Origin of the sequence: Chitinophaga sp. CC14, from assembly GCF_048957795.1 — a bacterium.
Classification (GTDB): domain Bacteria; phylum Bacteroidota; class Bacteroidia; order Chitinophagales; family Chitinophagaceae; genus Chitinophaga; species Chitinophaga ginsengisegetis.
This window is the reverse complement of record NZ_JARBFY010000005.1, coordinates 1,075,729-1,100,246: the sequence shown is the minus strand read 5'-3', so window position 1 is coordinate 1,100,246 and position 24,518 is coordinate 1,075,729. Positions and strand designations below refer to the sequence as shown.

Sequence of the window (24,518 nt, the reverse complement as noted above, 5' to 3'; positions counted from 1 at the left end):
TAGTGTGAGATAGTTATCAATTTTAAATTTCTCCCGATGTTTCGAAATCATCTCCTGATAGCATGGCGTAACCTGGTCCGGTTTAAATATTATTCCCTGATCAATATTGCCGGATTGTCTATTGGCCTCGCTGCCTGCTGGCTATTGTTGCTTTATGTGCACAGGGAAACCAGTTATGATAATTTTTATCCGCAGGCGGATCGTATATACCGGGCCGTTAATCATGCTACATGGACAGGTGGTAATTTGCACCTGGCCTCCACTTCCGCACCATTTGCCGCCGTGTTAAAAAAGGATTACCCGGAAATAGAACAGATTACAAGAGTAGAAGCTGATGGTGGCGCCGCATTGAAATATGGTGAAAAGAAACTGGAAGTAGGGGATATGTTTTTTGTGGACAGCACCTTTTTTGATGTGTTCAATTTCCCGATGGCCGCAGGCGATGCTATTTCCGCCCTGGCTCAGCCTAATTCGCTGGTGCTGACCCGGAGTCTTGCCCAGAAGCTGATTGGCAGCCCCGAAGAGGCGATCGGAAAAACAATCCTCACCGACGACAGCACTGCTTATACGGTGAGCGCTGTAATGGAAGATGTACCCTCCAATTCTCATTTCTCTTTCAGCGCATTGCGCTTATTACCGCCGGACTACAACGCCAACGGCTGGCAGAATTTCGACGTATATACTTACCTGTTATTGCAGAAAGATGCAGACGCTAAAGCGCTGGAAAGCAAGTTGCCGGCATTTTTTGAGCGGTATTTAAAACCGCGGATGGGTGAGGTGACGTACAAAATGGAACTGCAGCCCGTGCGTGATATCCACCTGCATTCCCACCTCGACTATGAAATATCGCCCAACGGTAACATCCTGTATATCTACATTTTTCTTTGTATTGGTTTGCTCACGCTGCTGATTGCCTGTATCAACTATATGAACCTGGCTACCGCCCGCGCCAGTGCGCGCATAAAAGAAGTGGGCGTAAGGAAAAGTATGGGATCGGGCAGGGAAGAAATTGCGCGCCTGTTCCTCACAGAATCCATGCTGCTTACCTTCCTGGCCGCCCTCGTTGCAATGGGACTGGTGGCCATATTGCTGCCCTGGTTCAATACGTTTACCGGTTCGCAGGTACAGTTGTGGCAGTTTGGACTGGTAAAAACCATCATCGTTATTGCGATGCTGGCTTTACTCACGGGGCTGTTTGCAGGGATTTACCCGGCAGTGTTTATGTCTGGTTTTAAAGTGATCAATTCATTGAAAGGAAAGCTGGGAAACAGCGGCCACGCCGGTTTCCGGAAGGGGCTTGTTACCTTCCAGTTTATTGTTGCGATCATTTTAACAGGAAGCACGATGGTGGCGTATGATCAGCTGCAGTACATGATGCATAAGAACCTGGGTTTCGACAAAGACCAGGTATTGTCTTTCCATATACCAGACCAGCAGATGCGGAGTAAAATGCCGGTACTGAAAGATCAGTTGTTGCGTAACCCGCTGGTGCAGCATGTGGCTGCGGCCAGCAACCCTATAGGCCGGAACAATATTGGCGGGCACGGCTTTTTCTTTGAGCAGAACGGCAGTATTTCCGAAGCGTCGGTAGTTGCGCAGAATTATATGGTGGATGCCGATTACCTGAAAACAATGGGCATCACGCTGCAAAGCGGCCGCAATTTTTCAGATACCGGAGAATCGGATATGCATCATTCGGTGCTGATCAATGAAACGCTTGTGAAAATGCTGAACTGGGATCAGCCGCTGGGAAAGCGGGTACAGTTTAAGATTGACCAGGAGGGGCATCGTGCGGAGCGTGTAGTGATTGGCGTTATGAAAGATTTTCACATTTATTCCCTGCAACATAAAATAGCGCCGCTGGTGCTGGAAATGCCGCCATTCCCGGGTGTACAGGATAATGTATACGTAAAAGTGAGCAAATCAAACGTGCCGGCTGCAGTTGCCTATATTGAAAAGGTGTTTCATTCCTTTGATCCGGCCCATCAGTTTGATTATAGTTTTATTGATCAGAATTTTGCCAGGCAGTATGCCGGTGAGCAGAAGCAGGAAACGATTTTTATGTTGTTTGCGGTGCTGGCGTTGTTTATTGCCTGCCTCGGACTCTTTGGGCTGGCGGCTTTCACGGCAGTGCAGCGAACCAAGGAAATAGGTGTGCGTAAAACACTGGGCGCTTCTACCGGGAATATTGTAAAACTATTATCGAAAGATTTTCTGCAGTTACTGCTTATTGCTGCTGCGGTGGCATTCCCTGTTACCTGGTGGATTATGGACCGCTGGCTGAACAATTTCGCTTATCATGCAGGCATCAGTATCTGGGTGTTTGTGCTTACAGGTAGTGCAGTGGTGGTAATTGCTTTGGCTACCGTAAGTTTTCATGCAGTAAAAGCTGCACTGGCCAATCCTGTTAAGAGTTTGCGGGCTGATTAAAGAAGTGGGGCAGCTGAACGGGAAATATTTTACTACAAACAGTAGTTAAATATTTCCTTTTTTCTTCTCAAAAAATTGTAGCTCACTTTCAGACAAGCTGTTTTTACTAAGTGAGATCAAAAAGCGATTGGGGTTATAAACAACAAGAAAAACGTTCCTGTCAGTAATATCCAGTTTCTTGACCCAGTCCCATTCCTTTGTTTCTACCACTGCCTTGTTTCGATGCCTGATGATAATGTGCTGTTCGTTAAATTCTATATCCGCATCGAAACTATTTTTATCTGCGATAGCTTTTGCGCTGAAATGATATATTGGAATCAGAATAATTATCAGGCAAAAAAAGTAAATTAATGATGAAAGAAAAATGCCCAATGAAGCGATAGGAATAGCATAACCAATAAGGAACATGCTTATTAAGTACATCCAGAGGCTTTTTTTCAGGAAGAAATGGATTTTAGCCCGGAGAATGCTGTTGTAATTTGATTGTATTCTTTTTATAACTGCCATTTCATTTGGGTTAATATGTTTACACTTTCAAAAAAAGGATACAGCTGGCAAAATTAATAAGGAGTAGACTTTATAACAAGCCTTTTTCTGTTGCCTTGCGGATCAGCGCCGCAGAATTGTTTACTTCAAATTTTTGCATCAGGTTCCTCCGGTGGGTTTCCACTGTTTGGGTACTTATAAAAAGCTGCCTGGAAATGACAGCTGTGGTGGCGCCTTCGCTCACAAGCAGCAGGATTTCCTTTTCCCTTGTGGTAAGCCGCGGTACGCTCTCCTTTATAGCTGCTGGTGCAAAAAGCACTTTTTGCAGCTCTGCCTGCATGATGAACGTATTGTTCATCACCTGGAAAATCGCATTGACAAGGTCCTGCTTTGAGGTATTCTTTAACAGGTAGCCATCGGCGCCATTTTCCAGCATTTCCTGTATTACGCTTTTTTCTGTGTGATTGGTAAGTGCGATCACCTTTGTTGACCGGTACTGGTTTTTTATGATGCGGCAAACTTCCGTACCCGGCATTTCCGGAAGCCCGATATCAAGCAATACTACATCAGTTGTATTGGACGCCAGGAATTGTAAGGCATCTTCAGCGTTTGAAAAACTTCCTTTCAGGTTCATCCTTTCCTCGTTTCGCAGGATGCTGCTCAACCCCTCAACAACGATGGAGTGATCTTCTACGATAATAATGGAAAGCTTATGCTCTTTCATCTGTTGGCAATTCTATATTTACAATTGTGCCTTTCCCGGCTTTTGTATAAATGTCCAGTTTCCCTTTTAAAAATTCCACCCGGCTCCGGATATTTCCCAGTCCCAACCCTTTGGAGGATTTTCCGCTTGCCTGATCAAAACCTTTACCATTGTCTTCTGTTGTTATGTAGAAAGTATTCCCGTCCTGACTGCATTGCACAAAAGCTTCTGTAGCTTCCGCGTGCCTCACTACATTGGCAAGCAGCTCCTGCACAATACGGTAAATAATAATCTCAATTTGCTTTGGCATTCCGGCTTTTATGTTGAGGAAACTGGAATAAACATGAAGCCGATCGGTATGGCAGGATTGGCATAACTCAGCCAGTGCTGATTCCAACCCGGAGCGCAATAATGCTTCCGGCATCATGTTCCGTGCAATGCGCCGCAGTTCAGTCACCGAGTTATCCAGTTGTGCGATTACCCTGTTCATTTCAGCAGAAGGAGTATCCTGAAGCGCGCTCGTCAGATTGATTTTTACGCCGGCCAGCATGCCTCCCAGGCCGTCGTGCAGGTCCCTTGCCAAACGGGTCCGTTCTTTTTCTTCTCCTTCAAGCAATGCCTGGGCCACCGCTATCTGTTGTTGCTGTTTCACGTACACCAGCTCCTGTTCAGCCTTATCTTTCCGGAGCCGGAATAAGTAATAGAACAAACCGCCGGTAAGCAACATACCACCAATACTTCCCCACATGATCATCCGTTGCTTTCTCTCTTTGTTGTTGGCTTTCAACAATTCTTTTTCTTTTTGCACGTAATTATACCTGCCTTCCAGATCTGCGATCTGAAGACTGGACTGTTTTTTATAAAAGCTGTCTGATAATTCACTGTACATCGTCTGCCATCGATAGGCTGCTCCCATATTTCCGAGTTCTGCTTCAACAAAGGCAAGCTCCTGTAAAATATTCCTTTTATCGCTATCTATCTCTGCATAGCCTTCGTTATAAATTTTCAACAATACATTCCTGGAGGCTAGAAGGTCGTGTTTACTATTGTATAGTTTTGCTTTTTGAAAAAGCAGTGAACGGATATCAAACCTGCTCTTGATTTTTTCAGCAATGACCAATCCTTTTTCCAGGCTGTTTTCTGCCTTTTTCCAGTCTTCCTTTGCCCTGTAATACATACCTTCTGTTGTATAGTAATAGGGAAAATAAAGAGAATGGGGATCTTTTTCAAGAATAGCGAAAGCACTGTCAAGGCTTGTTTTAGCCTCTGGAAGCATCTGCCTGTGTATATAGATATTTGCGAGATTGGTGAAGTTATCTGCCTGCCGCGGATCTAAGGGGGCGTGTCTGCGAAATATTTCTATTGATTTATGAAAATAAAAAATGGCTTTATCATACTCTTCATAATTCATAAAAGGAAGGGCAATGTTGGTGTACCCTTCTGCAACACGTATACTATCTCTTGCTTTGGCGGCCAAAGGAATAGCATGGTTCAGAAAAATATCCAGGTATTGTTTGTTATCGTTGTTGCGTTGTGCAATAACAGCTTTGTTGGCCCATGTCCGGCTTTGTAACCGATAGGATTCCGTTGTCTTGTATTTATGAAGATAGTCAAGGGCTTTATCAAAGGCGATGATTGCTTTATTTCCATCTGTATCCATATAAGCCCTGCCCAGATAAAAGAAACCCACCCCCTGGTAAAAGGGAAATTTTCCGGACCGCCCGAGCCCTTCCCGGATGTAAGCAGCTGCTCTGCCAGTATCCGAAACAGACCATTGATCCCCCAGCTCATAAAGCAAAATGGCCTTTGCAGTATCAGTCCTTGCTGCCTGGATTGAGCGTAGCAAACTGTCTACAAGGCTTCCAAACTGCGCATATGTACCCAGGGTGCTAAACAGAAAGATGGTAAGTAAACAGGTTTTCTTCATCCGGTCGACAAGGCATTAACAAATAATGATAGTAAGCTACCTATTTTTTTAATAACCCAAAAATCGGGGTTATTGGTGTTGGGGGCAATACCGGTTTAGCCTGATTTCATCTAAGGGTTTTCATGGAGAAGAAAAATGAAGGATTTTACGGATTGTTTTGAGCTGCATTTCATCGCAATTTAGCAATGCCATTCCCCATTTAATTAGCGTATATGAAAACAAGAATATTACTACTTCCGGTCCTCGTTGCAATGATGCTGTTCAATGCCTGTAAGAAAGATGACCAGCAGGGTCCTGGTGGAGACAACGGCTCTTACAACTATGGTCCCGGGGCTATCTTTATCAAACAGGGCACCGAAGGGATTACAAAAATTGATATGTCCACCGGGGAATTATCACTGGTGATGAAAAATTGGTTAGATGCCGGCTGGGATATTAGCTGGGATGGAAAAAAGGGAGTAAAGCAGGTAGATGTATCCTATGATGAGACCAAATATATCATTTTCAATACGGGTGATGGCTCCACGCTTAAAGAGGTTAGCTATGAACCCGCTGATAATCATGGCGGGCTGCCTTGTATTTCTCCCGATGGTACCAAACTGGCTTTGCGTCCAACACTCCGGGAGGGACTTGTTATCCTCGATATGGCAGGTAATGTGCTCAAAAGTATTGCCGGGTACGGAGCTGATCATACTTTTGAATATTTAGACCCCATTAACTGGGCTCCGGATGGTTCTATACTGTTTAAAAAGAACAGCAGCCTGTATCGCACATCCGTTGATTTCAGCCGTGCCTTTAAAATCAAAGACATTCCTTTTTCTGACTGGAAGGGGGATGCTGTTGCCAGTCCCGACGGGCAAAAAATAGCGATGAGCCTCAATGGTCATATCTGGTTGATGAATGCTGATGGCAGCGATCTGCACCAGGTCACGCAGAGCAGCCAGCAGGAGGTGGCACCCTCTTTTTCCCCCGATAGCAGGTATATAGCCATGAAGGCCAATTCGCGGGCGGGCGTTCCCGGCAGTGGTACAACAGCCCCTCATCTTTGCCTGATTCCTGCTGATGGGCAGGTTTACAAAGTGTATCCAGGCGAAGATAACCGGGTTATTCACCCCACGGTAAAGGGGGCCAGCCCTGATTCCAGGGGACTTGGCGTAGCCATAGTGGGTGATTTTGTTTGGCGGTAACAGACACGCTCCGTATAATATTAAGCGGTTTTAAAACACCGCATGCTGATACTTCCGTTCTGTATTTCTTCGTAGGTAAACTTTATTTCCTCGTTTTTATTTACCAGTCCCAGTGTATAGATCATGGGGAGATAGTGATCATTGGTAGGGATGGACAATTGTGCTTCCCTGCCGAGGGTATGATAATTTACCAGGTCGGTGAAGGCGCCCCGTTCCAGTTTTTGTTTAACGGTTTCGTCGAAGGCAATGGCCCAGTCGAATGGTTTGGCGTTATCCGTAAACACCACCTGCCGGAGATTATGCACAATGTTGCCACTGCCCATAATGAGCACGCCTTTATCCCGCAAGGCTTTCAGTTCTGCTGCCAGTTTGAAATGGTATTCCGGTGGCTGGTGATAATCGATGCTCAGCTGGAATACGGGGATATCGGCCATCGGGTACATGTGTTTCAGTACCGTCCATGAGCCGTGATCCAGGCCCCAGTGGTCATCTTCTATGACATTGGTGGAAGTGATGAGTTGTTTGGTCTCCCGGGCCAGTTCAGGTGCGCCGGGTGCGGGGTATTGCACCGCGTACAGTGCTTCCGGGAATCCGCCGAAGTCGTGGATGGTTTCCGGTTGCGGGGCTACCAGTACGTGGGTGCCTTTGGTGAGCCAGTGGGCGGATATTACCAGGATAGCGCTGGGCTTTTGAGGTAAATCCTGCCCCATGTTACCGAGTGCATGTGTAAAAGGATTGTCCATGATACCGTTCATGGGGTTGCCGTGCCCGATAAACATCACGGGCATGCGGGCGCTGTTGTTGAATTCGCCGGTAATATTCCTGAGATCGCTGAGTTGCATGCTATTCCTCCTGATGGCAGCATTGCCTTTAATGATAAAATTTATGCGAACTGGCGTAAGAAGTCCGCCAGACTTGTTTTGTCCAGTTTATGCAGCAGTGCGCCTTCAATTTCCTGGTAGAGGTTGTCCAGATGCTGGTTGATCTGTTTCCCTACGAGGCAGTCGGGGTTGGGCTTATTTTTGCTATTTCCCAGCAGGGAAGCCTGTTGTACGGCGTGGTATACTTCTGAGAGCCTGATTTTGTCGGCCGGTTTAGCCAGGGTGGCGCCTCCGTTTTTACCTTCTTTACTTTCAATGAGCCCATGGTTGCGGAGGTTGCTGATTTCCTTGCGTACCAGTACCGGGTTGATGTTGATGCTGCCGGCAATAAAGTCGGACGACAGCAGTTCCCCTTCCGCGCTGGCCATCAGCGTGAGGATATGCAGTGATATGGGAAATCTTCCGTTGTTCATTCTGTAATCGACTTTATTACAGTACAAAAATACAATAATAGGGGAGAATGGAAAAATTTATCTGTGGGTGTAGAAGTAAACCACGCTGGCAATGATGAGCACCAATACGATAAGGGCAATAACACAACCATTCCGGCTGGGCTGTTTCACTGCACTGGCCACTCCGCGGGCGCCGATGAGGGCTTCCACGGCTTCTTTGGCTTCCAGCAGGCCAATATTGGTGCCGGGGAGCTTGTTCATTTCTGTGAGGTAGTATTTAACGGCGTGCAATTTCCCGGAATGCATGCTCAGTTGTATGACTTTTTCCTCGATGGTACGTTTAGAAACGGCGTTTTTCCGGTTTTCCGGGGTTGTTTGATCGTTAACTACCTTTTGACAGTTTTGGCAGATAAACAGTACGTGAAATGGGTCTTTTTCCGGTACGGTACGGATAAGATCCGTGCTCCCACACCAGGGACATACTTGTACAGTGCTCATTAATGGTGGAACTTTTTATTAACTGCTGCATAAGTTAATAAAAGTTTTTTAGGTTTCAGCGATAAATGCAGGAGGGGGGAGGTTGCCGGTGTAAGGTGAATACTTCCCGGATGCCTCTGGGATACATAGGACATGGATAGGCATTGCACTATCCATGCACTATGTATACTGTTAGCATGCACTCCTCATGCACTATTGATGCACTCCCCATGCACTCCCCATGCACTATGGTCCCTTAAAGTTGCTTTTTCAGGTGCCCTGCAAACGCTTTTTTGAACTTTTCCAGTTTGGGTTTAATCACAAAAGTGCAATACGGCTGTGATCCGTTCTGGTTATAATAGTTCTGGTGGTAATCTTCCGCCTCATAAAAGGTGGTGAGCGGTGCAATTTCTGTCACAATAGGTTTGTCGTACGCGCCGGATTCCTGCAGTTTCTTCTTATAAAACTCCGCTTTCTCTTTCTGGGCCTCGTTATTATAGAAGATTACGCTGCGGTACTGGGTACCTACGTCGTTGCCCTGCCTGTTCAGCTGGGTAGGGTCGTGGCTCAGCCAGAACGCCTGCAGCAGTTCTTCATAGCTGATCTTTGCCGTGTCGTAAGTAACGCGGATTACTTCCGCATGGCCGGTAGTGCCGGTACATACCTGTTCGTAGGTGGGATTGGGTACATCACCGCCGGCATAGCCGGACTCTACTTTTGTTACACCATCCAGGTACTGAAATTGCGCTTCTGTACACCAGAAGCAGCCGCCTCCAAAGGTGGCGGTAGCCGTTTTTTCCTTATTGGTTACTTCCATATCTCCAGGCACTTTGTCTTTTTTTTGCTGGGCACAGGCGGAAAACGCCATTGCAATCAGGCAAATGAATATTGAATATTTTCTCATAAAATAAAAATTTCAAGGATGCAGCTTTTTTTTATATGTCGGGAACGTAATGCTGTTAAGGGATTGCAGCCATTCCCGGCATCTTTAAAGTGGCATTCCTTTCTATAATTTACGTAATATATGATGGAGGAGACCGACAAGTTAAGTAACTTTAACATTCTTTTGCAGTTTCCAGGAACCCAGGAGCGCCCTGAAAACCTCCCAAAAGCATACGTCAGCAGCAGCAGGAACCGATAGTATAAGCCGGAATTGCCGGATAACGTTTGATAGCATAATGACAACAAAGATGAACAAGAATTAATAATTTTCCCGGATCAGCTTTCTCCGCCACCATGTTGGCAGCGCTTTTACGCGCACTTGAACGTAAACCTTTTACGCAGACACGAACAATACCTGATTGTTGGTGCCTTCTTACTTTAAATAAATTAACACTTGAAATATTTTCCTGAATCTGCGTTAATGCAGTTGGAATTCGACAAAGTACAGGCATTGCTGCAAGAGCATTGCAAAACAGAGCTCGGCAAGGAAATGGCCGCAGCACTCCGCCTGCACACGCATATAGATTACGTAAAAACTGCCCTGCAACAGGCACATGAATATAAACAACTCACCCTGTTACAGGAAAATTTCCCGAACGATTTCATCCTGAACCTCAAAAGGGAACTGCGCCTGCTGTCTATCGAAGGCGCCGTACTTACCGGGGAACAGGCCATGCTGCTGCGTAAACTGGCAGAAAGCATGCACAGCATCGTCCGGTTCTTTGATCACGACCGCCGTGCCCAGTACTCCGCATTGTATGAAGTGATCAAAGAAACCCATTACGAAAAAAAGATCACCGCTACCATTGATGAAGTGTTGGATGAACTGGGACAGGTAAGGGACAACGCTTCCCCGGAGCTGGCCCGGATCCGTATTTCGCTGTACCGCAAACGTACAGAGTTGCGCCGCGTGTTTGACCGCATCCTGCAGAAGCTGCAAAAGCTCAACTACCTGGCCGACCAGGAAGAGGCTTTCCTCAACGGCCGCAGGGTAGTAGCCATTTATGCGGAGAATAAACGCATGGTAAAGGGTATTATTCATGGTGAATCCGATACGCGGAAGACTTCCTTCCTGGAACCGGAAGAAACTATAGAACTGAATAATGATATCCAGTCCCTCGAAAGAGAGGAAGGACGCGAAGTATACCGCATTCTCAAAGCCATGACGGCTGCATTAAGCGGGTTTTCCTTTTTGCTGAACGGCTATCATGAAATACTGGGCACGTTCGATTTTATCCGGGCAAAAGCCAAACTGGCGCTGGATATGGATGCGAACTACCCCATGCTGCTGCCGCATGCACAGCTGAATCTCATACAGGCGTATCACCCGCTATTGCTGCTTTATAACCGGAAAAACCAGAAGCCTACCATCCCGGTAAGCATTAACCTGGATAAAGACGCGCATATCCTTGTGATCAGCGGACCCAATGCCGGTGGTAAAACGGTGACCCTGAAAACCATCGGGCTTATTCAGCTGATGCTGCAATCCGGGCTGCTGGTGCCGGTACACCCTTCTTCCCAGATCGGGATCTTCAAACAACTGATGATCCATATCGGGGATACGCAATCGCTGGAGTTTGAGCTGAGTACGTACAGTTCGCATCTCAAAAACATGAAATATTTCATGGAAAACGCCAACGGCAGAACGCTGTTCTTTATAGATGAACTGGGAAGCGGGTCGGACCCCAACCTGGGCGGCGCTTTTGCGGAAGTGATCATGGAGGAACTGGCCAAGAAGCACGCCTATGGCGTAGTAACCACGCACTATCTGAACCTGAAAGTGATGGCCAACAAGGTAAAAGGGATCGTTAACGGGGCAATGGGCTTCGACGAACAAACCCTGATGCCGATGTATAAGCTGATGGTGGGGAAACCCGGCAGCTCGTATACTTTCTCCATTGCTGAGCGGATCGGGCTGAACCCGTCGCTCATTGCGCGCGCCAAGAAGCTGGTGGATGAGGGGCATTTCCAGCTGGATAAGTTGCTGAACAAAGCCGAACAGGATCTGCAGAAAGTAGAAAGCAAAGAAAAGGAGCTGCAGAAATTACTGAAGGAAAACGAGCGTTTGAAGAAGGAATATGAAGTACTGGCCGACAAAGAACGCAAGCAGCAACAGTATACTTTGCTGAAATTACAGAACCAGATCAAGGAAGATGACCTGCAGTACCTGAAAGATATGGAGCGGAAGCTGAAGCAGATCGTGATAGAGTGGAAGCGGGCCGATGATAAGGAGAAAGTAATGAAGCAGGCAGAGATCCTGTTGTTCCGTCGCCGGGAGAAACAGCATACCGAACAGCTCAATAAAAAAGTACAGGACAAATTTGAGGAGATCAAGGGCCAGATTGAGGTAGGCACCCAGGTGAAAATAGTTACCAACAGGCAGGTAGGTAAAGTGCTGGAGATCCGTGATAAACGTGCCATTGTAAAAATTGGTAATATTCCTATCAATGTGAAACTGAGCGATCTTGTGCTGGTGCAGGAAAAACCTGCCGAAAAGGTAGAGGAAGGGAAATGATATAGCTGATACCCGGGGGTGATATAGAAATTATCTATACGCCCTATAGTTGGAGTAAGGTTATTTAATCAGCTATCTTTACTGCGTCAAAATTTAAATGGTTACCGGTAAAATACTAAACCAATGGAAGTTTTAGAACGTGTTGTAACACGGAATTCGGATGTACAGGTTTATAACTGTGATTACGCAGAAGGGGCCAATTTTTTCATGGGAGAGTGGAATGGTTATGAGTGCGCAGGTGATCTGAACATACCGCATCGTCATAATGGATATAGTATAGATATATTGATCAAGGGCCGCATAACGCAGATTATTGATTTTAAGAAATACGAGATGGAAGCACCGGCGCTCATGCTGATGGAACCTAACCAGGTGCATCAGCATGAGATGGATCCCGATGCGGAACTCATTAACCTTTACTTCACCAACGACTTCCTGGTGCCCGAAATGCAGGGAGTGGTGAGCTGCTGGCGCTGTGTATTCAGTTCCGGTATGGTTCCGCTGAATCAGGAGCAGCTGGAGGAAGTATTGTCTTATGCAGATTTGATCAGGAAAGAGTATAACGGCGACAAACTACGCAAGGATGCTATCATCCGTAACCTGCTGAATGCTTTTGTTATTGCGTGCGGACGCATCTCTGAACCTTCCGGTAACTGGATGAATGCAGAAAGTTCGCAATATAATATGGCGCGGCAGTTTAAGATGCTGGTAGATCAGCATTTTCATGAGAAAGCACAGGTATCGGATTATGCGGAAATGTTGTACGTTTCACCGGGACATTTAAATGACACGGTGAAAGCGTTGCTGGGAAGGAATGCCAAATTTATTATTGACGAGAAACGGATCATGGAAGCAAAACGCCTGCTGTACTGGGGTGAGCACTCCATTAAGCAGATTGCGGCCCAGTTGAATTTTGAAGATGATGCCTATTTTAACCGTTTCTTTAAGAAGCATTCCGGATTCACTCCTGCATCGTTTCAAAAGAGTATCCGTGAAAAGTACAATTAAACCCGTAATAATTTAAATGTACGTTAACTTTAAATATCTATTTTTGCATTGTGTTTAAAATAATGATGTCGCCCGTGCATCATTCTAAATTTTGAAAACCGATGAGAATTTTTTAGCGGCCGACCGCAAACCTTCAATTTCTTTTTTACAGTAGTAACAAATTGCTGTGCTCGGACGTATAATGTGCTGTAACATTATAGGTGTCTGAGTGTTGCGGGACTACCTACATGTATTTCACAACCCGATTGCTGTCACTATATTGATTGCTGCGAAGCAAGGCTGCTGTTTATTGGCCTTGATCGTACCGGGGATTTTTATTGTTAGTCGTTTAAAACAAAGTAGTATGAAACCATTGAAATCAACATTGACCACATTGCCAGCAGGCATACTTTATAGTTTTTTTGTTCTTTCGGTACTGTCTGCCTGCAGCTCATCACAGGCAAAGAATGAAGCACCGCCACCAGCATCTTTACCTGTAATTAAAGCAGTTACATTACCTGCTACAACATTTCAGGATTTCTCTGCTTCGGTAGAAGGAACCCGTGACGTGGAAATAAGACCACAGGTAGACGGCTATCTGACGAATATTTCAGTAGATGAAGGTGCCTACGTTAGAAAAGGTCAAACACTTTTCACGATCGACAGAAGACCTTATGCAGAACAACTCAACAATGCCACTGCAAATTTACAAGCTGCAACAGCGGCATTAGAGAATGCACAAATCAACGTTGATAAATTGAAACCGTTACTTAGTAATAATGTAGTATCGGATGTTCAATTAAAATCGGCCGAAGCAAGTTACAATTCAGCGAAAGCTAATGTAGCCCAGGCCCAGGCCCAGGTAGAAGCCGCCCGTATCAATCTTGGGTTCACAAATATTAGCGCACCCAGCGATGGTTATGTAGGCAGTATTCCTTTTAAAACAGGAAGCCTTGTTAGCAGAGGAATGGCAGGCGCATTGACTACTATTTCTGAAGTAAAGGATATGCGTGTTTATTTTTCTTTGAGTGAAACCGATTTCCTCAAATTCAAGGAAAAATATCCAGGTAATAGTATTGCTGAAAAAGTAAAAGGAATGCCAGCGGTAGAATTAATCCTGGCAGATGGCAGTGTTTATCCTGAAAAAGGAAAAGTTGAAATAGTGGAAGGGCAGTTTGACAAAACTATTGGTGCAATTAGTTTACGTGCCAGCTTTCCTAATGCACAGGGAGTACTTAGAAGTGGTAGTACCGGTAAAGTAAGAGTACCTACTTTACATGCTTCTGCATTGGTAATTCCCCAGGAAGCCACATTTGAACTGCAAGACAAAGTGTTCGTTTATACCGTGGCCGATAGTAATAAAATCGTTACAAAACCACTCACCATTTCTGGCAAAACGTCTAATTATTATTTTGTTACTGGTGGCGTAAAGGAAGGAGAGAAAATTGTATTATCTTCTCAATCTACCATGATGATGGGCGGTTTAAAAGATGGTGTTGTTATTCAGCCACAGATGGTATCTACAGATAGCTTGTTGAAAGCAAAGCCACTACTTTAAAATTAAGCGTGAAAGCACGCCAGTGTTAAGAACGTTTACACAAAACATTATTCAAATTGCGACGCAGGCAGTGTTGTTATACACATGTACTGTTTGTGCTCGTGCGGACATACCGCAACCCATAATTGTTATTTATGTTAAAACGATTTATTGAAAGGCCGGTGTTATCAACGGTTATTTCTATCATATTGGTTATACTGGGAGGGTTGTCTTTATTTTCCCTGCCCACGGCTTTATTTCCTGAGATTGCGCCGCCATCTGTACAGGTTATCGCCAATTACCCTGGCGCCAACGGGGAGGTGATAGCCCGTACAGTTGCTACCCCGATAGAAGAATCGGTAAATGGTGTGGAGAACATGACGTACATGACCTCCAATTCCAATAACGATGGTAGCTACGTCCTGACAGTTTTTTTTAGACAAGGAACGGATCCTGATATTGCGGCGGTAAACGTACAAAACCGCGTATCTAAAGCCAATAGCCAGCTGCCTCCCGAAGTATTACAAGCCGGGCTTTCTACACAGAAAGTACAGAGCAGCTTCCTGATGTTTGTGGCGATATATAGTGAGGACAGCGTTAAGTATAACGAACTGTTCTTAAATAACTATGCAAGAATTAATATCATCCCCCAGTTACAACGTATACCAGGGGTAGCACAGGTACAGCCATTTGGTTCAAAGGATTATTCGATGCGTATCTGGTTGAAACCGGACAGACTTGTTGCTAATAATCTTTCTACAACAGAGGTGATGAATGCGATCAAGGATCAGAACGTAGAAGCTGCACCAGGGCGTTTGGGACAAAGTAGTAAAGAATCTTTCGAGTATATTATTAAGTACAAGGGAAAGTCGAACAAGCCTGAAGAGTATGAAAACATGGTGATTAAGGCAAATAACGATGGTTCTGTTCTTCGCCTTAAAGATTTGGCCAGGGTTGAACTTGGAGGCTATACTTATACTGCCTCGAATTTGCTTGATGGCAAACCGGCTACTGGTTTTGGTATTGTGCAGACACCGGGTTCCAATGCCAATGAAATTCTTACCGAACTGGAACGCCAGATTGGAGAATTTGAAAAGGCGTTACCCGATGGTATGAAGTTTAAGATCATGTATAACTCGAAGGAGTTTTTGGATGCATCTATCGACCAGGTAAAAGAAACACTGATCATTGCGTTCATCCTGGTGGCCATCGTGGTTTTCGTTTTCCTGCAAGATCTGCGCTCTACATTGATCCCGGTAATTGCTGTTCCTGTTTCGATTATAGGTACTTTCTTCTTCTTACAATTATTCGGCTTTAGTATTAACCTGCTTACATTGTTCGCATTGGTACTGGCCATTGGTATTGTGGTGGATGATGCGATTGTGGTGGTAGAGGCCGTACACTCAACGATGGAACGTGAGCATTTACCGGCAAGAGAGGCAACAGTTAAAACGATGAGTGAGATATCCGGTGCGATTGTTTCGATCACATTGGTAATGGCAGCAGTGTTTGTACCAGTGAGCTTTGTACAAGGTCCAGCAGGGGTATTCTATAAACAATTCGCCTTTACACTGGCCATTGCTATCGTTATTTCTGCGGTGAATGCGTTAACGTTAAGCCCGGCGTTGTGTGCTTTATTCTTAAAGAACCAGCATATAGGCGAAGGTGGAGAGAAAAAAGGTTTTGGTGCCCGCTTCTTCCATGCGTTTAATACCGCTTTTAATGCAATGACGGCAAGATATATACGGAGCATCAAATTCCTGCTGAAGAACAGATGGGTGGCCATTACCGGATTATTGCTTGTGGTGGTTGCTACAGTTTTGCTGATCAAAAGAACACCTACCGGGTTTATTCCGGATGAGGATCAGGGATTTGTAGTTGGTATTACCCAAACACCTCCCGGTAGTTCACTTAGCAGAACGGAGAATGCAACGAGCCAGATCAGTAAAATTACGATGAAAGATGAGGGCGTGAGCGATGTATGGGCTGCAAATGGGATGAACTTCGTAACAAATGCGAACGCTTCCCCTAATGCTGCGATATTTGTGCGGTTAAAAGATCGTAAGGAGAGAGGTGCTGTAAAAGACCCTACTGCTATTGCCGGCGGTTTGTTAGGCAAATCAATGCAAGTACATGATGCCTTAACTTTCTTTGTTGGTTTTCCAACAATACAGGGTTTCGGTAATGTGAGCGGGGTAGAAATGATGTTGCAGGACAGAACAAACGGATCGCTGGAGAAATTAGCGGGAACGGCATGGGGTTTTATTGGTGCGTTAAGTCAGCGGCCGGAAGTGGCAAGTGCGTTCACTACTTTTAATACGGGTAATCCACAATACACCATTGATATAGATGATATAAAAGTGAAACAATTGGGTGTATCTGTTGGTGATTTGTTGAATACGCTGCAAACATATTATGGTAGTAGTTTCGTTTCAGACTTTAACCGCTTCGGGAAATATAGCCGCGTAATGGCGCAGGCCGATGTTTCATACCGGATGGATAAAAGTTCGTTGGATGCTATTTACGTAAAGAACAACCTGGGTACGATGGTACCGGTAAGTACAGTGGCCAAATTCACACGTGTATATGGCCCGGAAACGGTTACACGAAACAACCTGTATAGTGCTGTTACCATTAATGCTACACCTAAGCCAGGTTATAGTACCGGTGATGTAATTACAGCCATCGGAGAAGTATCGAAAAAGGCATTGCCACAAGGATATGCCTATGAGTTTACAGGTATTACCAGGGAAGAGATAAGAGCAGGGAACCAAACTGCGTTCGTGTTTTTATTGAGTGTATTGTTCGTATTCTTCCTGCTGGCTGCACAGTATGAAAGCTATATCCTGCCACTGGCAGTAATCCTTACCGTACCTACGGGTATATTAGGCGTATATAGTTTCATTGGCCTTAGCGGCATAGAAGGCAATATCTACGTACAAATAGGTATGATCATGTTGATAGGATTATTGGCAAAAAATGCGATCCTGATCGTGGAGTTTGCCATACAACGGCGAAGAGCGGGTTATAAGCTTGTTGATGCGGCTTTGGAAGCAGCCCAGCTTCGTCTTCGTCCAATATTGATGACTTCCTTTGCCTTTATTGTCGGTATGTTGCCATTAATCTTTACACAAGGTGCATCTGCCAAAGGAAATCATTCGATCGGTTGGAGTACTGTAGGTGGTATGCTTACCGGGGTGGTCCTGGGGGTATTCATCATACCTGTGCTGTTTGTAATTTTCCAGTTCCTGCAAGAGAAAATCAGCCACAAGCCGATAGTGGAACTGGAAGAAGGACAGGAAGCAAAGCTGGTACACTAAAAGATCATCATTATCTATTATCAGAATCAGAAAAAAGACAAATGAAAACAAGTTATAGCTCATTTTTAATTCTGTTGTCCTTAGTTGTAGGGTTAGCAGCTTGCCGGGTAGGCCGCAATTACGAGCGGCCCCCGGTGGCCCTGCCACAGCAGTTCAATAATGACACTGCGCCTTCAGACACCAGCAGCATAGCAGAAATAGAATGGAAGAAGTTTTTTACAGATGCCACTTTACAGCAGCTGATCAGCCAGGCCCTCACCGGCAACTATGATCTGCAGCTGGCGGTGAAAAAAGTAGAAACGGCACAGGCCTATCTGAAACAGGCCAAAGTAGCCTGGTTACCGGCTTTTACGGCTACTGCATCGGGTAGTACCAACTTCCCTTCCAAGAATAGTTTCAATGGATTGAACCTTTCTGTTAATAACCTCGGCGACCATATCGAAGATTTTAACATCGGTGTAGGTATGTCGTGGGAAATTGATATCTGGGGTAAGATAAAACGTCAGAAAGAAGCTGCACTGGCCAGCTATCTGCAATCATACGAAGGTGAGCACGCCGTGCAAACCGGGCTGGTAGCAGCAATAGCCAACAGTTACTTCAACCTGCTGATGCTGGACAACCAGCTCAGTGTGGCCCGCAGAAACCTGGCGCTCAGCGACACCATCGTAAAGATGATCCGCCTGCAGAAAAACGCCGGTGAAGTAACCGAGCTGGGTGTACAACAGGCCATTTCGCAGCAGCAAACTGCGGAACTGCTGATACCACAGCTGGAACAAGGTATTGCCATCCAGGAAAATGCGTTGCGCATTTTAACCGGTGAGCTACCGTCAACGATTACACGTAGCAGTAAACTGAGCGACTTCCAGGTAACGGAATCATTGCCGGCAGGTATTCCCGCCGCCATGATCAGCCGCCGCCCGGATGTACGCGCCAGCGAAATGGGACTGGTGGCCGCCAATGCACAGGTAGGCGTGGCGCAGGGTAGCATGTATCCTACGCTCACCATCACCGGCAGCGGTGGATTGAATGCCTTCAAAGCCAGCACCTGGTTTAATCTTCCTTCTTCCCTGTTTGGTACAGTGGCTGGAAGCGTGGCACAGCCTATCTTCCAGCGCCGTCAGTTAAAAACGCAACTGGAAGTAGCTAAAATCCAGCGTGAACAGGCCGTGATCCAATTTAAACAATCGGCCCTCATAGCGGTAGGAGAGGTAAGTGATGCATTGGTAAAGCTGGACAAAGTAAAGGTGCAGCAGGAAATTGCGGTTCGCCAGGTAAATACTTCCCAACTGGCCGTACAACAGGCCCAACTGCTGTTCCGCAGTGGTATGGCTAACTACCTCGAAGTAATCACTGCACAGTCGCGTTCCCTGCAGGCCGAACTGGCCCAGGCCGACATAGACCGCCAGCGCCTCAGCGCGATGGTAGACCTGTATCGCTCCCTGGGCGGTGGCTGGAAATAGTCGCAGCAAATGACGGATCAAAGCGAAAGACCATCAGCAGAGCTTTTGAATCACTACAAGAAACAGATCGCTTAGGTCCGTCATTTTCATCATATCATCCCGGTTTACGTGTTGTAAGCCGGGATTTTTATTTCGGGAACCCTTGATGCTGGCGGGTTTTAAAAATAATCCACGAATTTTTTTTTATTTTCAATTTCTTTTATACTTTTGCGTCCCTGGAGAGTTGGCAGAGCGGTCGATTGCGGCAGTCTTGAAAACTGTTGACTGTAACAGGTCCCGGGGTTCGAATCCCTGACTCTCCGCAGAAAGTGATACAAAATTCATGATTGGATTTTGTGTCGCTTTTTCATTTTTAAGAAGAGTGTTTATCAGGTGTTTTCGATTTGAAAAGTGTGTTCGATAGTGATATTTTGTATGTTTTACAGAAGGTAAAATCTTATCACAACTGTCATCAATACACTCATAAGCCAGGGCGGCAAGTCAAACATCCTTAAGTCGGGACTTGCTTTTATATGAACGTTTAGGGCTTCGGTTTTTGTCCGAATTAGCTATACTCATTACTTCTTATGTAGTAAAGAAAATGTTCACATACCAATCAACACCGTTTAACCTTATCAAAGACGGCTTTTGTTTTTTATTCGCCAATATGTTTGATGATGGGGATCAAACCAGTGGAAAAAAAGACGCAAAACACGGGAAGAAATGTCATATGTGCAGGTGTTTCCGAATGCACTTTCACACAAAAGTATTTTCAAAAAGAATTCGCACATAAAAGCTGTTTGTATGATTGTCAGTGCTGATTATCCGGAAAGTTTTTTGAAACAGGACGCTCAACCGTTTCGTTTTTTTATTCGGCAATGACAATCAGTTTTTGATTGAAGAAATTATGACGGACGATATTTTACGAACTGTAAACGAAATTGTAAAAAGAGAAGAACCGATTCGCGTATAATTAACCATGTTTAACCAATTCCCTTAGGGCACTATTTCCCCGGGATGAAAGCCTGCAAGAAGAATTTTGTTGATTTGCTTTGGCTGCCTGATTTTACTATATTGGTCAAAACTAACCTTACCTTACTCAATTTCTCAAAACCGATAATGATGGCCGCCATTAAACGCACTGCTTATTCCGTTCTATTATTTTGTCTTTCTGCTCAGATTTCAATAGCCCAGGTTATCAAGTTGCCTACCAGATGGACAAAAGCTGCTATAGAAGCCCCAATTCCTTTTCCGGAATATCCACGCCCGCAATTGGAGCGCAAAGACTGGCTGTGTCTGAACGGTAAATGGGATTATATTGGAGGCGAAGCAACGGCAAACGCATTGAACCCTTCAAAGCCAATCAGTTTTGGAGGAAAGACGGAACAAATCCTTGTGCCCTATTGTCCTGAGGCTGTGCTCTCGGGCATCGGGCGAAAACAAGAAATCAATATGTGGTACAAAAAGAGTTTTGAGATCCCGTCGGCCTGGAAAGACAAGCAGGTACTGCTTCATTTTGATGCGGTCGACCATGATGCCACTATATTTGTCAACGGAGAAAAAGCAGGAAGTCATGCCGGTGGTTATGACGCCTTCAGCCTGGACATTACGCCATTTTTAAAACAGGGCAATAATACCCTAATTGTTGCGGCCCATGATCCAAATGACGGACGGACGCCTTCAGGTAAAAACGGCCCACGCGGGGATTATACCTTCACATCGGGAATCTGGCAGACAGTATGGATGGAACCCGTCAACAAAAACTATATCAAAAACATCCGGATAACGCCCGATCTGGCAAACAGCCGCCTCAAACTGTTGGTAAACGCAGGCACTTCTCAGGTATCAGCAGTTGCGCTTGATGGAAAAAAAGTAGTAGCTGAAGCGACAGGTTCATCCGGAACTGCATTTTATATTCCCATTAAAAATGCTAAGTTATGGAGCCCTGAGGATCCTTTTCTATATGATCTGAAACTTACCCTGAAGGATAAAAACGGTAATGTTACCGACGAAGTTAACAGCTACTTTGGCATGCGCGACATCAAACTGGGTAAAGTTGATGGTGTAGTGAGGCCCTTATTAAACGGAAAATTCGTTATGCAGGTTGGTCTGCTCGATCAGGGCTACTGGCCAGATGGTATTTTGACCGCACCAACTGAAGAAGCCTTAAAATATGATGTAGAATTTACCAAAAAGGCCGGATTTAACCTCATCAGGAAACACATGAAAACCGAGCCTAAACGCTTCTATTACTGGGCAGACAAGCTCGGTATAATGGTATGGCAGGACATGCCGGCCATCTGGTACCAGCATGAAGACACCGCTAAAAACAGGACGACCTTTCGCAAAGAACTCAAAGCCATGATAGACGACCAATACAATTCTCCGTCCATTATTACCTGGGTTCCGTTCAATGAAAACTGGGGCGCATTTGATGTCAAGGAAATTACCGATTGGGTAAAGCAATATGATCCATCGAGGCTGGTAAACGGCAACTCTGGCTTTAATAACAATCCCGGTTACCAGAAAGCGGCAGGAGATCCAGGCAACGGAGATTTTGTAGATACACATATTTACATCGGGCCTAACGATGCTTCGCAACCCGATGACAAGCGGGCAGCATCCTTAGGTGAATTTGGAGGAGTAGGTTTGTTTGTAAGGGGACATATGTGGCCAGTAGAAAATAATGCTTATGATTACCAACCGACAAAAAACGCATTGACCGACAAGTATGTACTCCTGATGGACCAGGTAGAGCAGCTGATGAAGTATAAGGGGCTGAGCGTTGCGGTGTATACACAAACCACCGATGTGGAACATGAAGTGAACGGACTGCTGACCTACGATCGTGCTGTCGAAAAGATGGACGTGGAAAGGGTCAGAGAAGTGAATCAGGCTGTACTGGATGCAGGCAAAAAGCTGAACCGATAGGACATTTCTTGTCCAATTTGGAGAAACAACATTAGTTAAACCGTAATAAATATGACCTCGTTGCCAGTTGGTGCTTGAAGTTGGGATTATTCGACATGTGGCCACCTGCTTCGCATCACCGCGTTCAGTCACAGACTCAGGTTAGTACAGGATGCAAATCCAAATCAATATGTCTATTTTTAGCATCTAACCACATACGACAAGCCAGCTATGAACAAATTCAGATTATTGATAGCAGTCCGGATTTTTGCGTTTTCAATTTTTGTCATTCAAAATTCCTATGCCTTCCAGTCGCAACCTTCAAAAATTGACCGTAAAGCTGTCGTAACCAGACATAACATAACGATCACTGATAGAGACTTAAAGGGTCCGGGTCAGGTGGGTAACGGTGAATTCGCTTATGGTTTCGATATTACCGGTATGCAAACCTTTACGCAGTCCGGCAATACGATGTCTAACTGGGGCTGGCACAAGTTTCCCTTACCCACCTCCGAAACACCTGCCGACTTTAAAGGACAGGAATGGAATACACAAGGTCGCATGGTCAGGTACGACATCCAAAACAAGGAGCAGGAAAAACTGTCTGACTGGATGAGGGGCAACCCGCAACGTATCCATCTGGGTAGATTAGGCCTCATCCTAAAAAGAAAAGATGGAACCATGGCCGTGCTAAACGATCTGCAAAATCCAGTTCAAAAAATAGATCTCTGGACAGGAATAGCCACGAGTACATTTGAACTCGAAGGGCGGAAGATAAAAGTAACAACCGTTGGCCATCCTACACAAGACGCCATAGCCATCAAAATTGAAGCAGACAATCTGAATGACGGTCTGATCGGTGCGTTTCTTGAATTTCCTTATGCTTCAATGGCTGAATTTGGAAATGGTGCTGACTGGAACAATCCAGGTAAACATACTACAGAAGCCGTATTTTCCATTGGGCATACAGATTTCCATAGAAAGCTGGACGATACAGAATACGATGTACGGCTGCAATGGAAAAATGGAGGAACGATAAAAGAGACGAAAGCGCACAGATATGAACTTCAATTCGCAGGTAAAGACCAGGCAGAAATCAGCCTTTCTTTTTCCAAAAAGCCTATAAAATCTGACTTGCCAACTTTCCAGCAGACCAATAATGAGAGCATTAAGAAATGGGAAAAATTCTGGAAAAGTGGTGGAGCAATAGATCTCTCTGAAAGTAAAGATCCGAGGTGGAAAGAACTGGAACGGCGTATTGTGCTCTCGCAATATGTTATGGCAATTAATGAAGCAGGTTCTCTGCCACCACAGGAAAGTGGCCTGGTAAATAACGGCTGGTATGGTAAATATCATTATGAAATGATCTGGTGGCACGGTACGCATTATGCTCTTTGGGACAGATGGCCGCTGCTTGATCCAGGTATGAAGGCGTACGGAGATCATCTGGAATCATCTGTAGCGAGAGCAAAAAGACAAGGTTACGATGGTGCCAGATGGCCTAAAACCATTGGTGATCAGGCTCGTTGGGAATGGCCATTGGAAATCACTGCCTTATTGATCTGGCAGCAACCACATCCCATATTCTTTGCCGAACTGGATTACAGGTCTCATCCCAATGCAAAAACCCTCAATAAATGGAAGGATGTGGTATTGCAATCTGCTGATTTTATGGCTTCATATGCGCATTACAATAAAGATCAAAACCGGTATATATTAGGTTACCCATTACAGGTGGTATCGGAAAATGCAGATCCTCGCACGACCATCAACCCTACATTTGAACTTAGCTATTGGCGCACAGGGTTAAAAATTGCGCAAGAATGGCGTAAAAGATTGAAAATGCCTGTAAGCACAAAATATGCTGATGTACTTGCGAAACTTTCTCCACTCCCCGTTAAGGATGGGCTGTATGTTTCCTGGGAAAACATCAATGACATGTGGAAGAACTACACCTTTGAACATCCGGCCTTGATTGGTGCATACGGCATGTTGCCAGGTGATGGCGTAGATGTACCCACGATGGAAAGGACATTTAAAAAAGTTGGTGAAACCTGGAAATTCAGTCATACCTGGGGATGGGACTTTCCTATGCTCGCTATGTGTGCAGCAAAACTTGGACAAGGCGGGAAAGCAATAGATTATTTGCTCAACTACCCCGGCTTTCGTTTGGAAGAACATGGTTTGGTTGATGGGGGTGGCCCTTTTCCTTATTTCCCAGGCAATGGCGGTTTGCTCTATGCTATAGCCATGATGACTGCCGGTTGGGATGGTGCACCTGCAGGTAATGCTCCGGGCTTTCCTAAAGATGGTGCATGGGTTGTAAAATGGGAAGGATTAAAAAAAGCACTATAAAAGAATCATCCTGGATCCCCTTTCTTCCGT

16 protein-coding genes and 1 tRNA gene are annotated in these 24,518 nt (G+C 45.3%); 10 read left to right on the top strand and 7 right to left on the bottom strand.

The window, feature by feature from the left end; genetic code table 11:
- Nucleotides 1–36: 36 nt before the first annotated feature.
- A complete protein-coding gene (locus PV783_RS23965; protein WP_420989881.1) occupies nucleotides 37–2,430 on the top strand; it encodes an ABC transporter permease in 2,394 nt (797 codons plus the stop codon).
- 45 nt (nucleotides 2,431–2,475) lie between these two features.
- Here the strand turns inward: PV783_RS23965 and PV783_RS23960 are convergent, their stop codons facing one another.
- From PV783_RS23960 to PV783_RS23950, 3 genes are all read right to left on the bottom strand, one after another.
- Nucleotides 2,476–2,937, bottom strand: coding sequence for a YcxB family protein (locus PV783_RS23960; RefSeq protein WP_420989880.1), 462 nt, complete (start codon nucleotides 2,935–2,937; stop codon nucleotides 2,476–2,478).
- Between the two features lie 70 nt (nucleotides 2,938–3,007).
- A complete protein-coding gene (locus PV783_RS23955) occupies nucleotides 3,008–3,640 on the bottom strand; it encodes a response regulator (protein ID WP_111579051.1) in 633 nt (210 codons plus the stop codon).
- A complete protein-coding gene (locus tag PV783_RS23950; protein WP_420989879.1) occupies nucleotides 3,627–5,546 on the bottom strand; it encodes an ATP-binding protein in 1,920 nt (639 codons plus the stop codon). Before PV783_RS23950 ends, PV783_RS23955 begins: the two co-directional genes overlap by 14 nt.
- 212 nt (nucleotides 5,547–5,758) lie before the next feature.
- On the opposite strand from PV783_RS23950, the gene PV783_RS23945 reads away from it, so the two are divergent.
- On the top strand, nucleotides 5,759–6,733 hold the full coding sequence (locus PV783_RS23945; protein WP_420989878.1) for a TolB family protein: 975 nt from the start codon (nucleotides 5,759–5,761) through the stop codon (nucleotides 6,731–6,733).
- Nucleotides 6,734–6,753: 20 nt separating this feature from the next.
- Here PV783_RS23945 and ygiD read toward each other — a convergent pair whose 3' ends face one another.
- The 4 genes from ygiD to msrA form a co-directional block, all read right to left on the bottom strand.
- Nucleotides 6,754–7,575, bottom strand: coding sequence for a 4,5-DOPA dioxygenase extradiol (gene ygiD / locus PV783_RS23940; protein ID WP_420989877.1), 822 nt, complete (start codon nucleotides 7,573–7,575; stop codon nucleotides 6,754–6,756).
- Nucleotides 7,576–7,616: 41 nt separating this feature from the next.
- The gene (locus tag PV783_RS23935; RefSeq protein WP_079473398.1) at nucleotides 7,617–8,027 is read right to left on the bottom strand and encodes an Rrf2 family transcriptional regulator; all 411 of its coding nucleotides are present in this window, start codon (nucleotides 8,025–8,027) and stop codon (nucleotides 7,617–7,619) included.
- Between the two features lie 57 nt (nucleotides 8,028–8,084).
- Nucleotides 8,085–8,504, bottom strand: coding sequence for a hypothetical protein (locus PV783_RS23930; RefSeq protein ID WP_420989876.1), 420 nt, complete (start codon nucleotides 8,502–8,504; stop codon nucleotides 8,085–8,087).
- 235 nt (nucleotides 8,505–8,739) lie between these two features.
- Complete coding sequence (msrA, locus tag PV783_RS23925; RefSeq protein WP_310009564.1) at nucleotides 8,740–9,387, bottom strand: peptide-methionine (S)-S-oxide reductase MsrA; 648 nt, start codon at nucleotides 9,385–9,387, stop codon at nucleotides 8,740–8,742.
- A 432-nt stretch (nucleotides 9,388–9,819) separates the two neighbouring features.
- On the opposite strand from msrA, the gene PV783_RS23920 reads away from it, so the two are divergent.
- From PV783_RS23920 to PV783_RS23885, 8 genes are all read left to right on the top strand, one after another.
- Nucleotides 9,820–11,940 (top strand): endonuclease MutS2, encoded by a 2,121-nt coding sequence (locus tag PV783_RS23920; protein ID WP_079473400.1) that lies wholly within the window; start codon nucleotides 9,820–9,822, stop codon nucleotides 11,938–11,940.
- A 123-nt stretch (nucleotides 11,941–12,063) separates the two neighbouring features.
- Complete coding sequence (locus tag PV783_RS23915) at nucleotides 12,064–12,948, top strand: helix-turn-helix domain-containing protein (RefSeq protein WP_420989875.1); 885 nt, start codon at nucleotides 12,064–12,066, stop codon at nucleotides 12,946–12,948.
- A 343-nt stretch (nucleotides 12,949–13,291) separates the two neighbouring features.
- A complete protein-coding gene (locus tag PV783_RS23910) occupies nucleotides 13,292–14,485 on the top strand; it encodes an efflux RND transporter periplasmic adaptor subunit (RefSeq protein ID WP_420989874.1) in 1,194 nt (397 codons plus the stop codon).
- Nucleotides 14,486–14,619: 134 nt separating this feature from the next.
- Nucleotides 14,620–17,784 (top strand): efflux RND transporter permease subunit, encoded by a 3,165-nt coding sequence (locus tag PV783_RS23905; protein WP_420989873.1) that lies wholly within the window; start codon nucleotides 14,620–14,622, stop codon nucleotides 17,782–17,784.
- 41 nt (nucleotides 17,785–17,825) lie between these two features.
- Nucleotides 17,826–19,244, top strand: coding sequence for an efflux transporter outer membrane subunit (locus tag PV783_RS23900; protein ID WP_420989872.1), 1,419 nt, complete (start codon nucleotides 17,826–17,828; stop codon nucleotides 19,242–19,244).
- A gap of 217 nt (nucleotides 19,245–19,461) precedes the next feature.
- Nucleotides 19,462–19,546, top strand: a tRNA-Ser gene (locus tag PV783_RS23895).
- Between the two features lie 694 nt (nucleotides 19,547–20,240).
- Nucleotides 20,241–22,154: a glycoside hydrolase family 2 protein gene (locus tag PV783_RS23890; RefSeq protein WP_420989871.1), complete on the top strand. Its 1,914-nt coding sequence runs from the start codon at nucleotides 20,241–20,243 to the stop codon at nucleotides 22,152–22,154.
- A 210-nt stretch (nucleotides 22,155–22,364) separates the two neighbouring features.
- Entirely contained in the window at nucleotides 22,365–24,488 is a 2,124-nt protein-coding gene (locus PV783_RS23885; RefSeq protein ID WP_420989870.1) for a hypothetical protein, read from the top strand.
- The last annotated feature ends 30 nt before the right edge of the window (nucleotides 24,489–24,518 follow it).